Annotated in this window: 10 protein-coding genes; all 10 read right to left on the bottom strand. The window is 60.7% G+C overall.

Features of this window, described 5'->3' with window-relative positions:
• Nucleotides 1-7 precede the first annotated feature (7 nt).
• The 10 genes from rpoD to argH all read right to left on the bottom strand — a co-directional run bounded on the left by rpoD (nucleotide 8) and on the right by argH (nucleotide 13068).
• Nucleotides 8-1777 (bottom strand): RNA polymerase sigma factor RpoD, encoded by a 1770-nt coding sequence (gene rpoD / locus ACUZ79_RS08695; RefSeq protein WP_022659301.1) that lies wholly within the window; start codon nucleotides 1775-1777, stop codon nucleotides 8-10.
• Nucleotides 1764-3497 carry a DNA primase gene (gene dnaG / locus ACUZ79_RS08700; RefSeq protein ID WP_449251341.1) on the bottom strand — a complete coding sequence of 578 codons (1734 nt, stop codon included), beginning with the start codon at nucleotides 3495-3497 and terminating at the stop codon, nucleotides 1764-1766. Before dnaG ends, rpoD begins: the two co-directional genes overlap by 14 nt.
• Nucleotides 3498-3514: 17 nt before the next feature.
• A complete protein-coding gene (locus tag ACUZ79_RS08705) occupies nucleotides 3515-5914 on the bottom strand; it encodes an endonuclease MutS2 (protein WP_449251342.1) in 2400 nt (799 codons plus the stop codon).
• A gap of 281 nt (nucleotides 5915-6195) precedes the next feature.
• On the bottom strand, nucleotides 6196-6663 hold the full coding sequence (locus ACUZ79_RS08710) for a GatB/YqeY domain-containing protein (RefSeq protein ID WP_240824581.1): 468 nt from the start codon (nucleotides 6661-6663) through the stop codon (nucleotides 6196-6198).
• A 156-nt stretch (nucleotides 6664-6819) separates the two neighbouring features.
• Entirely contained in the window at nucleotides 6820-7023 is a 204-nt protein-coding gene (gene rpsU, locus ACUZ79_RS08715) for a 30S ribosomal protein S21 (protein WP_183718206.1), read from the bottom strand.
• Nucleotides 7024-7334: 311 nt separating this feature from the next.
• On the bottom strand, nucleotides 7335-7607 hold the full coding sequence (locus ACUZ79_RS08720; RefSeq protein WP_022659306.1) for an HU family DNA-binding protein: 273 nt from the start codon (nucleotides 7605-7607) through the stop codon (nucleotides 7335-7337).
• Between the two features lie 111 nt (nucleotides 7608-7718).
• Nucleotides 7719-8540 carry a 16S rRNA (adenine(1518)-N(6)/adenine(1519)-N(6))-dimethyltransferase RsmA gene (rsmA, locus tag ACUZ79_RS08725; protein ID WP_449251343.1) on the bottom strand — a complete coding sequence of 274 codons (822 nt, stop codon included), beginning with the start codon at nucleotides 8538-8540 and terminating at the stop codon, nucleotides 7719-7721.
• Nucleotides 8541-8546: 6 nt separating this feature from the next.
• Entirely contained in the window at nucleotides 8547-10586 is a 2040-nt protein-coding gene (gene fusA, locus ACUZ79_RS08730) for an elongation factor G (protein WP_449251344.1), read from the bottom strand.
• 191 nt (nucleotides 10587-10777) lie between these two features.
• Nucleotides 10778-11650 carry a hypothetical protein gene (locus ACUZ79_RS08735; RefSeq protein ID WP_449251345.1) on the bottom strand — a complete coding sequence of 291 codons (873 nt, stop codon included), beginning with the start codon at nucleotides 11648-11650 and terminating at the stop codon, nucleotides 10778-10780.
• A gap of 17 nt (nucleotides 11651-11667) precedes the next feature.
• On the bottom strand, nucleotides 11668-13068 hold the full coding sequence (gene argH, locus ACUZ79_RS08740) for an argininosuccinate lyase (protein WP_449251346.1): 1401 nt from the start codon (nucleotides 13066-13068) through the stop codon (nucleotides 11668-11670).
• Nucleotides 13069-13127 lie beyond the last annotated feature (59 nt).

Consider the following 13127-nt stretch of genomic DNA (forward strand, 5'->3'; position numbering starts at 1 on the left):
CAATGAATCAGTTTTCGTAGTAGGAACGCAGGGGCTGGCTGCGAACGGGGTGGCGGAGCTTGCGCAGGGCCTTGGCCTCGATCTGCCGGATGCGTTCGCGCGTGACATTGAAGAGCTTGCCCACTTCTTCAAGGGTGTGGTCGCTCTTTTCTGCAATGCCAAAGCGCTTGCGCAGCACCTGTTCTTCACGCGGGGTAAGGTCGGCCAGCACGGCGGCCAGCTGTTCGGACAGCTTGGTATTGATGACTTCTTCAGCCGGTGCAACGGCCTTTTTGTCTTCAATAAAGTCGCCGAGGCTCGAATCTTCTTCATCGCCAATGGGCGTCTCAAGCGAAATGGGCTCCTTGGCGATCTTGAGCACTTTTTTGACCTTTTCCACCGGGTATTCCATACGCTCGGCGATTTCCTCGGGCGTGGGGTCGCGGCCCAGTTCCTGCACAAGGTAACGCGAGGTGCGGATAAGCTTGTTGATGGTTTCGATCATGTGCACGGGAATACGGATGGTGCGTGCCTGATCCGCGATGGCGCGGGTAATGGCCTGACGGATCCACCACGTGGCGTAGGTCGAAAACTTGTAACCGCGTTGGTATTCAAACTTGTCCACGGCCTTCATCAGGCCGATGTTGCCTTCCTGAATAAGGTCAAGGAACTGGAGGCCACGGTTGGTGTACTTTTTGGCAATGGAAACAACCAGGCGCAGGTTGGAGCGAATCAGCTCCTGCTTGGCGCGCATGGCGGCGGTGTTGCCGCGCTTGATGCGCCACAGCACTTCTTCAAGATCAGTGACGTTATGGCAGCACTTTTCCTGGAGGCGGCTGAGAATTTCGATCTTGCCGATGATCATTTCCTTGAACGAAAACAGCTCGTCCACGCTCAGCTTGAGGTCGCGGGCCGCATCGTTGGGGTTGACCTCGCGCTTTTCAAGGCCGTCAAACATGGCCTGAATTTCCGCCTGGGTGCGCCCGGTGGAAAGAATGTAGGCCGACAGGTCGCGCTGGCAGTTGTGCATCTGGCGCACGTAGTCCTCGACCGTTTCAATGATGCGGTCAATGAGCGTCTTTTCCAGTTTGATGTCGCGCAGGCGGGTGACGATTTCATCCTTGAAGCTGATGATTTCTTTCTGCACTGCGGTAACGCGGCGATCCATGCAGGCGCATGCGTCCAGCTTTTTGTAAATCTTGCGTTTTTTCTTGAAGGTCTGCTTGATTTCGTCCAGCAGCAGAATAACGCGGGTGCGCTGGTTCATTTCGTCTTCGCTGGGGTCGTCTTCTTCAATGGTTTTGACCACGTCCTTCAGTTTGACGCGGTTCTGGCGCAGGTCTTCGCCCACATTGATGAGTTCTTCAACGGCCACAGGCACTTCAACCAGGGCGTAGAGCACGTCCTGTTCACCCATTTCGATCTTTTTGGCGATGACAACTTCGCCATCGCGGTCGAGCAGGGGCACGGCGCCCATTTCGCGCAGGTACATGCGCACGGGGTCGGTGCTGCGCGAGGAATAGTCCGCTGTGTCCTCGTCTTCAGTCAGATCCAGCGAACCTTCGGTAATATCTTCGTCAGTCTCGGTGGCGGCGGCGGAAATCTTTTTTCCGTCCTTTTCCGAATCCACAATGACGATTTCGAGCTGTTCAAAGATGCCGATGATTTCCTCAAATTGCTCCGGCGTGCTCATTTCAACAGGCAGAGCCTTGTTGACCTCTTCAAAGGTCAGAAAGCCCGCGCCCTTGCCTTTGGCAATAAGGGATTGTATCTGCTGGATATCTTTAAGATTGCTCATGCCCTTTCTCCAAGGTTTCCTTAAGTGCGCGAAGATAATCCAAATCAGCTTCAAAGTCACCTATGCCTGTATTGGCCCGCATGGCAGCGGACAGGGAGGAGGCCTGAGCTGAGGCGTAGTATTGATCTAGCGACTGTCGCAATAATTCGAGTTCTTTTTCGCCGCTGTCGCATGGCGCGGCTTCCGGGCCGCGACATTTGCACCAGAAGTTTTTTTCCCGTTCGTCAAGCTGATGGAACACTTCTTCCGGGCCGTGAGTTTCAATCTTGTCCCACAGCCTCCGGGCTATTTCAGACCTCAAGGCAAGGTCTGCCCCCATTTCCTGCATAGCACGCAGGCGGTGGGGATACCGCACGGCAAACATCATTATTTCGCGGTCGCGTATGTTCTGGCGCGTCCGCGAGGCGGAGCCCCCCTGTGGCTGGCCGTCTTTGCGTTGCCCCCGCGCCCCGGCTATGCCCTCGCGCAGGTCGGCTTCCGAAAGCTGCAAATGAGCCGCCAGCCGTGAAATATAGGGGCTGATCAGCTCTGGAATATCCAGTTGGCGCAAAAAATTGCGCGCCCATTCCACTGTTTCGCGCGGGGCCAGGGCCTTGAGCACGTCCACGCAAAAGCGCAGACCATCCGGGGCCTGTGCCTGCAAGGCCTCAAAGGCCTCGGGGCCAGCTCCGCGCAGCAAACTGTCTATGTCTTCACCTTCGGGCATGATCACCACATTGCACGAAAGGCCGCGCGTGAGCAGCATTTCGCACGAGCGCAAGGCTGCCTTGCGTCCGGCGCGGTCGCCGTCAAACAGCAGGGTCATTTGCGATGCAAAGCCCGAAAGGCGTTTTATCTGTTCTGGCGTCAGAGCCGTGCCAAGCACGCCAACGGCATTGTCGTAGCCGAACTGGTGCAGGGTGAGCACGTCCATGTAGCCTTCTGTCAACATGGCTCGGCCTTTGGTCACAATGCCGCGCCGCGCCTGCGCCAGCCCGTAAAGGTGCTCGCCCTTCTTGTAGAGGGGCGTGTCGGCGCTGTTGATATACTTGGCTTCTTCCTCATCGGCGATAATGCGCCCGCCAAAGGCGATTATCTGGTTGGAAAGACTCTTGATGGGAAAAATGAGCCGCCCGCGAAACCTGTCGTAGGGACGCCCGCTGCTTGCCTGCCCCACAAGGCCGGCCTCTGCGGCCATGCGCATGTCAAAGCCCGCACGGCGCAGGGCATCAGCCAGCGACTGCCATTCGCGCCTGGCCCAGCCAAGACCAAAGCGCTGCACTATCTCATCGCTCAAACCGCGTTTTTCTATATACCGCCTGCATTCTTCCGCCTCGGGACTTTGCAGGGCCGAGGCAAAATGGCCTGCCGCGAGCTCGTACATGCGCAGCATCTGCTGCCGCGCAGAGCGCTGCTTGCGTTCCTGCCCGTCCCGTTGGGGATCTCGCGGGCCTCGGTCAATGGTAATGCCAGCTTCCGCAGCCAGCTGTTCGAGCGTTTCCTTAAACTCCAGCCCGTTGATGCGGCTGTAAAAATCAAACACATCGCCTGAGGCGTGGCAGCCGAAACAGTAAAAAAGCCCCTGATCCTCGTTGACGGAAAAGGACGGCTTGGTTTCCTGGTGGAATGGGCAGGGCGCTACCCAGCGCGGCCCGTTGCGCTTGAGTTCAACATAGCGGCGCACCACGTCAACGATATTCAGGCGCTCTTTAATGGCGCGGATTGCGTCCTTGGACTGCATGGGTCACACGCCCGTAATTAGCGAAAGGTTACTATGGTCATTCCATCGCCGCCCCGGTCTTCCGGCGCAAGGGCAAACTGCCCCACAGCGGGGAAACTCCGCAAAAAATCATGTACCTGACGGCGCAGCGCGCCCGTACCCCTGCCGTGTACCACTTCCACCTCTGAAAATCCGGCCAGCAAGGCCTTGTCCATAAAGCGTTCCAGCTCTGCCAGCGCCACATCCGCGCGCATGCCGCGCATATCAAGGCGCAGGGATGCGGCCTCGTCATTGGCGGAAGTGCGGCCCACAACTCCCCTGAGGGCGCTTTTGGAGGGGCTTTGCGCTGTCTGCCCCGGCACGCGCAGGGCCTTCATTTCGGCCCAGAGGTTCACGCCGTTCATTTCCAGCCGCACCCGCCCGCGCCGTTCGTCCACATCGGTGATGACGCCGCGCTTGTTGAATACGGTGTGCAACACTTCCTGCCCGGCCGCAAATGTCTGGGGCTGGGGCAGCACGGACGCGCCATCCGCAGTTTCATCCTGCGCGGGAGCCAGCGAGGCCCGCAGGCGCGACATTTCCTTGAGCGCCTGCTTGTGGGTGGCGCGGCCTTCCTTCCAGGCGCGCATGAGGTCGCCAGCCTGGGCGCGAACCTCGTCGTGCAGACGGAGGCGCTCCTTTTCAAGCTTTTCGCGCAGATCCTGCGTCTGGCGGCGGGTTTTATCCTGCTCGCGCTTGAGCTCCGCCAGTTCTTCCTCCCGCTTTGCGGCCAGATCGTTGAGCCTGCCAAGCAGGGCCGTGGCGTCTTGCCCGTCCTGCAAAAGGTAATGCTCCGCCCTGCGCACAATGCTTTCGGCAAGGCCGTGTTCGCGCGCCACATCCAGTGCCTGACTGGCCCCGACCTGATCGTAAGCAAGCCGGAACAAAGGCTTTTTGCTTTGGGGATCAAAGAGCATGGAGGCCGCCCGTGCGCCTTCGCGCGTGAGGGCATAGCTTTTGAGCGCGGGGAAATGCGTTGCCGACAGAACAAAGGTATGTTTGTCCAGCAATTCGTCAAGTACGGCCTGCGCAAGGGCAGCGCCCTGGGCCGGGTCGGTGCCTGCGCCAAATTCGTCAAGCAGCACAAGGCTGCTGGCGTCCAGGTGCTTCCAGGCCTTGGCGAGGTGCTCGATCTGGGCGGTGAAGGTAGAAACATTGTCCGCAAGGCTCTGCTCGTCACCGATAAAGGCATCCAGCCTGCTGAACCAAGGCAGGTGCGAACCCGCGCCCACAGGCACGGGCAGGCCGCTCAGGGTCATGGCCGCAATGAGGCCAAGCGTCTTGAGGCATACGGTTTTGCCGCCCGCATTGCCGCCGGTGATGACCAGGGCGCGCTCGCCGGGGCGCAGCACGATATCCAGAGGTCGCACCTTGCTGTGGGCAGCGGCGGCGGCCTTGGAGCCGTCCTTGCCTGATTCTGCCACGCGGTTGAGCATGAGCAGGGGGTGGCGGGCATCAAGAAGCTGAATGCCCTCCGCCACAGGGGTGAGGGGCAGCGAGCGGCCGTCAAAGAGGGCGGCAAGCCTGCGCTTGGCCTGCAAAACATCAAGTTGGGCCAGCAGTTCAAGGGCTGCGCGCGCACCGGGCAGCTCCGCTTCAAGCAGGCTGCGCAAATAGACCAGAACCTTGCGTTCTTCTTCGCGTTCTTCGCGCTTCAGTTCCTGAAGGCGGTTGTTGATCTCCACCAAGAACATGGGCTCAAAGTAGCAGGTCTCGCCCGTTTGCGACCAGTCGTGGATGATGCCCTGCATGCGGCCCTTGAAGTTGGCCTTGAGGGGCAGCACGTAACGGTCGGACGAGAGGGTCATGAACTCGTCTTGCAGGTATGCCAGCATGTTGTACTGCTGGGCAAAGTCCTTGACCTTGCGCATGCAGCTTTGGTGCAGGCGGCGCAGTTCGCCGCGCAGGCGGTACAGCTCGGGCGAGCTTTCATCACGCAGCAGGCCGTCGTCAGAAATACAGCGCAAAAGGGCCGCAGTGAGCTGAACCGGCAGAGGAGAGCCATCGGCCATGGCCATAAGATGCGGCCAGCGGGTGGCGGCTTCTGGCTGGGCAATGGAAGCGTGGGCGTCCCTGGCAAGGCGCAGCACCTCGCGTAACGCCCAGAAAGCATCTACATCGGGCTGAAAGGCGTGGGCGCGGCTGGTGGCCGCAGCGCGCAGCATGCCGCTGACATCGGGGAAGGAACAGACGCAGAAAACAGCGCCGCCTGCGGCTGGGCGGCTGGCCCAGTCGGCGGCTTCCTCATAGATGCGCGCGGCAAGCGTTACAGCCTCTGCATCTTCAAGGGGGGCAATGGCCCCGGCGCGTTCCCGGCCAACGCCGGAAAGGCACAATTCCGAAAGGTGGTCTGCAATGCGGTGAAATTCAAGGGCGTTGAGCGTGCGGGCGTGAATCATGCGTGAACTGCCTTAAAGCATTGGGTTTGCGCGCAAAAAACGGCGCTTGCCCGTGGTGCGGAAAAAAATCGTGAGCCATCGGGCAGTCTGCCCTTGCGCAGCAGCAAAATTACCCGGCAAACGCAGCTGTAGCTGCGGAGCTTTCGGGCAGTCGCCCAAGGGGCGGAAGTGAGCTGCTCAAGGCTGTTTGCTCCAAAACGAGGCGACTCCCGCAAGATTGCATGCCAACTCAAAACGGGACACTGAAACGGGGGTTTTCCCCAGGTGGAATGCGCCTGAAGCTACGGCTGGAGGCGTTTTTTGACGGCTTCCGAAAGAGCCTTGCCGTCTACACGGCCTTTGTGGCCCGCCATGATGGCAGAAATGACCTTGCCCATATCCTTGGGGGAAGTTGCGCCCACTTCAGCCACGGTGGCGTCAATAAGGGCTGCAAGTTCTTCTGGCGAAAGAGGCTTGGGCAGGTATTCCTTGAGAATGACAAGCTCCGCCGCTTCTTTGTCGGCCAGATCGGTGCGGCCTGCTGCCGTGAACTGGTCGATGGAATCCTGCCGCTGCTTGCCTTCCTTGATGATGATATCAAGCATTTCTTCGTCGGCAAGGCTGCCGCCGGGGCGCTTGAGTTCCACCAGGCGATTCTTCACCGCCGTCTTGAGAAGGCGCAGCACGGTAAGGCGCACACTGTCCTTGGCTTTGTAGGCTTTGATATAGTCAACGTCGATCTGCTCAAAAAGCGTGGTGGTGACAGTCATGGCGGTGGTGGGGTGGAGGGTGGAGAAAAGCAGAAAACGCGGGAAGCCCGAGGGGCCTCCCGCATAACTGGCCGAATGAACGGAGCGATGGCTTTGCATCGCGCGGCCTGCCGTTTACCGGGCAATGCCCTGCAAAGCGGCGCAAGGCATTGTTGCCTAGGCCATGTTCATCTTCCTGATCTTTTTCATCAGCCGCTTCCGGGCGGCGGCCTTCTTCTTTTTACGCATAACGCTGGGCTTTTCGTAGTGCTGGCGCTTCTTCATTTCAGAAAGAACGCCCGCCTTTTCTACCTGCTTCTTAAAGCGGCGCAGTGCGATATCGAAGTTATAGTCGTCGTCGTTAAGAAAAACTCCGGGCAAGAAAATCACCCCCTTCGGCGGTGGGGCACGGCTCTAGACCATGGCCCGCAAAATATGAACTGCTCTTTTAGCCCGCACTTTAGAAAAAGGCAAGCCTCAAGTGCGGGAAAATGAATATTTTCCGCAAAAGGTGGCAGCTTTTCAAATTGCTGATTCCCAGCGGCAAGGCAAAGAGGCATCTTGCAGGGGGCACCGGGTGCACCGTTGGCGAAGCGCTTCTCTGCCTTGCGCTGGGCAAAAGCAGTCGACAACAGCCTTGCGGCTGCTGGCGCAAATCAAAAGCCGCTATGCCAGGGCATAACGGCTCAAGCTTAATTCAGGGAGTCCTTGAGCATTTTGCCGGGACGGAATTTGAGAATTTTGCAGGCGGGAATGGTCAGCGTATCGCCGGTGCGCGGGTTGCGCCCCTGACGAGCTTTGCGGGTTTCTACCGCAAAGGTGCCAAAACCCGTAAGGGTCAGTTTGGACTCTTTTACAAGAGCGTCTTCCACAGAAGCAAGAAAAGCATTGAGGGCACGCTCGGCGGCAGCCTTGGTCAGGTTTGCCTTGGCGGCGATTTTTTCAACCAGATCAGCTTTAGTCATCAGCACATCCTCCTGAAAATTCCCCGGCTTGAGTTGTTCTGCCAGCAAGCTCAGGCGGCAAAAGCCGCCAAGCGTTACGTTCTAAAAGACAGTGCGTAAACTCAAAACTTTTTATGCATTATTGTCAAGCTGCTCGGCCCAAAAAGCGGCAAGAGCCTGAAAATCTTTATTGGCGAGGGCTTCCGGGCGCAAGCTTGGGTCGATGCCTGTCTTTTCCAGCGCGGCTTCAAGCCCCGGCTGACCGCTGCGTCTGAAAACGCCGCCAAGCTGTTTGCGGCGCTGTTGGAAGCACACGCGCAAGAGGCGAGACAGAATTTCGGGGTGAGCTGGCCTGCGCTCTGGTGGCAGAGGATCAAAAGAGAGCACGGCAGAATCCACCTTGGGCGGCGGGCTGAAGGCCCCCGGCCCCACAATAAATTCCATGCGCGGGCGGGCGTAGCTTTGCACCCAGACCGAAAGCGCACCATAGTGATTGGTATTGGGCTGTGCAGCCAACCTCTGGCCCACCTCTTTTTGCACCATAAAGGCCGCGCGCTGCCAGCCCGTTGCGCGCGAAACAATGTCCCATATGAGGGGCGAAGCCACGTTGTAGGGCAGGTTGCCTATGACCTTCCACGGTTTATCGGGCGTGATGCGCCGCCAGTCAAAACGCAGGGCATCTGTCAGCACCGCCTGGGTGCGGGCCTCGCCAAGGCGCTGGCGCTCAGCCGCCCAGTGGCGGTCTTTTTCAAGCAGCAGCAGGCGGGCGTGGGGCTGTTCCTCAATGGCGCGGGTCAGCGCGCCTGGGCCGGGGCCGATCTCAAGCACCAAATCTTCGGGCTTGGGCAGCAGCAGCGTGGCAATACGGCGGCAGATGTCCTCGCGCTTCAAAAAGTGCTGGCCGAGGCTTTTTTTTGCGCGGGGCTGGCCGTGTGTAGATTCTTGGTGCTGCATGGTTCCTCAGGGCAGGTCAAAGCGGTCAAAGGTCATTACCAGCCCGGCGCGGCCCTGTGTGGCCGAGCGCAGGGCGGTGGAAAAGCCGAACAGGCGGCGCAGGGGGGCGGTGCCACGCAGGGTTTTGCGCCCGCCGTGGTCTTCCATGTCCTCAACCTTGCCGCCGCAGGTGGTGAACAATGTGATGGACGCGCCGAGGAAGTCTTCCGGCACGGTAATTTCCACGCGCATCACAGGCTCAAGTACCACGGGAGTTGCCGCCGCCAGCGCCTCGCGCAGGGCTTGCCCGGCGGCCATGCGGCAACCGGGAACCGTTGTCAGGCCTTCCTGCCTGCCCACTGCGGTAAGAGTCACTGCCACATCTTCAATGGGGTAGCCTGTCAGATCACCGCATTGCAGGGCATCGCGCACACCTTCAAGGGCAGCGTCCAGATAGACCCTGGGCAGAATTTTGCGGGCTTCGGCGGCATCCTGCGGTAAAAAGTCGCCCACTTCAACCACGTTGCCCGTGCCTCGGGTGCGGGGCGCAACGCGCAGGGCCGCAGAACCCTGATGGCGCTCCTTGCCCATTTCGCGGTCAAAAACAGAAGCCGCCTCGCCCTCCTTGCGCACTGTTTCGCGCAGCACAACCTGCGGATTGCCCGCGCGGGGGCTGATGCCGTATTCGCGCTGCATGCGCTCCAGCAGAACGTCCAGATGCAGCTCGCCCATGCCGGAAACCATGCGGGAGCCTGTGTCGTCATCCAGCCGCGCCAGCAGGGTGGGGTCTTCTTCCGTATAGCGCGCCAGCGCTTCGTCCAGAATCTTGCCTTCGTCCGCATTGCGGGGTTCCAGCGCAAGGGTGATGACGGGCGCGTAGGCATCTATGCTTTCCAGCGCAAGCTGCCGCTCCCGGGCAGTATAGGTTTCGCCCGTATGCCCGCGCAGGCCCACCACGACCACGATTTCGCCCGCTTCGGCGCTTTCCACCTGTTCCCGCCTGTCGGCATGGGGGCGGTAGATGCGGCCCAGGCGGTCATCCTTGCCGCTGGCGGTATTGCGCAGGCTTTCGCCCTCGCGGATGCGGCCCGCGTACATGCGTACAAAGGCCAGCTTGCGGCCATTTTCCATGAGCACTTTAAAAACCAGCGCCGCAGCAGGGGCATCGGGCGTTGCTTCCACAATGATTTCCCGACCATCGGCATCATGCCCCACCGGGGCCGGGACATCGGCGGGCGAGGGCAGCAGGGCGCACACGGCATCAAGTACGGGCTGTACACCCATGTTGCGCAGGGCAGAGCCGCAGAAAACGGGTGTGAGCGTGCGGGCCAGCGTGGCGCGCCGCAGGGCCGCGTTGATGTCGGCCAGGGTGAAGGTGCCTTCAAGATAGGGTTCCACAAAGGCGTCGTCGGCTTCGCCAAGCTTTTCCAGCAGAATTTCGCGCCAGGGGGCGGCGATGGCGGCTTCTTCTTCGGTGAAGGGCGCGCGGTGCATGGTCTGGCCCTGATCCGCCGGATCAAACGTCAGGCTTTGCTCGTTCACAAGGTCAAGCACGGCGCGGAAATCCTCGCCCTGCCCAAGGGGGATGGTCACGGCAACGGCGTTGGTTTGCAGGCGCTGGCGCATGGCCTCGAGTACGGCCTCAAAATCCGCGCCCAGCCGGTCTATCTTGTTGATAAAGGCGATCTTGGGAACGTTGAAATCTTCCGACTGCCGCCACACGGTTTCCGACTGCGGCTCAACCCCGCCCACGGCGCAGAACACGCCCACGGCCCCGTCCAGCACGCGCAGGGCGCGCTCCACCTCAATGGTAAAGTCCACATGACCGGGCGTGTCGATGAGGTTGATGGTATTTTCGCCCCACTGGCAGGTGGTGCAGGCAGACATGATGGTGATGCCGCGTTCCTGCTCCTCCGGCATGTAGTCCATGGTGGCCGAGCCGTTGTGCACCTCGCCCATGCGGTGGATTTTGCGGCTGTAGAACAGCATGCGCTCGGAAAGCGTGGTCTTGCCCGCGTCGATATGGGCAATAATGCCTATGTTGCGGATATGCTTGATGCTGGGCATGGCTTTGCTCCCAAGGAGAGGTGTTTCTGAATGATTACGGCTTTTTCAGGCGCAGGGCAAGGCTGGCCGCCGCAGCATCCCCATGCTGTGCGGGGAGGCTGGGCAGCCAGCTTGCAAAGAGCCTTTATGCGAAGAATCAATTGAGGGCGGCTGATGAACTGTGCGCCGCGCAAATGTTGCATAGAGCCGGATTACAGCAGCCCGAATGCCTGCCGCTGCACGCGGAAGAAATCGGGCGTGAGGCCGGGGTGCAGCCAGAAGCCCTCGCAGCCCGGCGTGAGCGCGGGCGCGCCACTATAGGGGAATGGCCCGGTGCGGCGCTCGCGGCAATGCCCAAGGGCTGCCACGGGTGCAAGGTAGGTGGCGTCAGGGGTGAGGCGCAAGGAGGTGTCGAGCGCAGTTTCCAGAGCCTCGGCCTGCGCAAAGGCCAGCGCTTCAAGGTCAAAGGCTTCGGGCTTGGGCAGGCACAGGATGGGCGAACGCCGTTCCTCGTAGCAGGGCAGTTCCAGCGCCCGTGCGGCTCCGGCCACGCCGTCAAGCTCGCCCCTGTGCAGCAGCACCAGCCGCCCCGGCCCTGGCTGGGTTTCTTCCAGCAGGGTGCAGAGGTTTGCGCTGTCCATGACAAAAATATCTTCCACGCCTGCCAGCTCCAACGTGACCAGAGCATTCCTGCCGGGCGCGCCGCCCACGCACACGGCCCCCACAAGGGGCACGCCGCCAAGCAGGGCGGGCATGCAGGCTGCGGCAAGACGGGCCGCAGCGGCGTATGCGGGCGTAAAGGCAATGACCGCCCAGGGCGCGGGGTGCGCGATGGAACGCCGCCAGAAGCCCAGATGCGCGTTGCGCACCTCGTTACGCTGGCTGGTGGTGGACTCGCCAAAGTGCATGTGGGCCAGAGCCAGCCCTGTCTTGACAGCGGCGCGCAGGGGAGCAGGCGTGGCCTCATAGGCCGTTGCGGCGAGGTCGTCGTCCAGCCGCGCGTCTTCGGCCCACTGGGGCCAGCTCACGGCTGAGGGGGCTTCCGCCCCCATATCTTGTCGGTTTTCGATATCAAAAATGGACATGGCGTTCGGCTCCGTGCTCAGTTTTCCTCGCCCAGATTCTGCCCAAGCCACTGGTGGATCTGTTCAAGCTGTGTTTCCACAGAGCGGGGCCCGGTGCCGCCGGGGGTTTCGCGGCGGCTCACGGCTGCGGCATATTCCAGAATGGCAAAAACCGAGTCCTCAATGCGCGGTTCAAGGCTCTGGAGTTCGCTAAGGCTGAGGTCTTCAAGGCCTTTGCCAGCCTTCTCGGCCATAGCCACGGCCTGGCCTGTGATGTGGTGCGCCTCGCGGAAGGGAATACCCTTGCCCACGAGGTAGTCCGCCAGTTCGGTGGCGTTGAGGAAGCCAGCCTTGCAGGCCTCGCGCATGCGGTCAGTGCGGAAGGTCAGTTCTTCCAGCATGCCCGCCATGAGGCGCAGCGAGGCTTCAACGGTGCGGTCGGCGTCAAGGAAACCTTCCTTGTCTTCCTGCATGTCGCGGTTGTAGGCCAGGGGCAGACCCTTCATGACCGTGAGCAGGCCCGTCAGGGCCCCGTAGACGCGCCCGGTCTTGCCGCGCATGAGTTCGGCAACGTCAGGGTTTTTCTTTTGCGGCATGATGGACGAGCCAGTGGAATAGCCGTCAGAAAGGCGCACAAAACCAAAGGCGGGGTTGGCCCAGAGGATGATCTCTTCGCACAGGCGCGAGAGGTGCATCATGATGGTCGAGCCGTCAAAAAGGGCTTCAAGCACAAAATCGCGGTCAGAAACGGCGTCCATGGAGTTGCCGTAAATTTCTGCAAAACCCACTTCGTCCGCCACGCTCTGCGGGTCGAGAGGGTAGGTTGTTCCAGCCAGAGCAGCCGCGCCAAGGGGGGAAATGCGCACGCGTTCGAGGGTGTCTTCGAGCCGCATGGCGTCGCGGCGGAACATCCAGGCATAGGCCAGCAGGTGGTGGGCAAGGCTTACGGGCTGGGCCGGTTGCAGATGGGTGCAGCCTGGCAGGATGTCCGTCTTGTGCGCAGCGGCCTTGTCGGCCAGCACGGAGCACAGCAGGGCCGCGCGCTGACGCCAGGTTTCGAGGCGGTCGGCCACAAAGAGGCGGAATGTCAGGCCAACCTGATCGTTGCGGCTGCGGCCCGTGTGCAGTTTTTTGCCCACATCTCCCACAAGCTCGGTGAGGCGCGCTTCAATATTCATGTGCACGTCTTCCAGCTCGGGCTTCCACACAAAGTTGCCGGCTTCTATTTCTTCGCGCACACGGTCCAGACCGTTGACCAGAATCCGCGCCTCGTTCTGGCTGATGACGCCCTGACGGCCCAGCATGCGGGCATGCGCCTGTGACGCGCGGATATCCTGGGCGTAGAGCGCCCTGTCGTAGGATTGTGAATCCGTATACTGGGCCACGGCTTCCTTGGGGCCTTCGGCAAAGCGGCCGCCCCAGCTCTGGTTGGTCTTCATGGTCTGTCCGTTTTCTGTAAAAAATGAATCGGGGGAAGCCGCGTTGCTCGTGGCGAACG

The organism is Desulfovibrio faecalis, assembly GCF_053570625.1.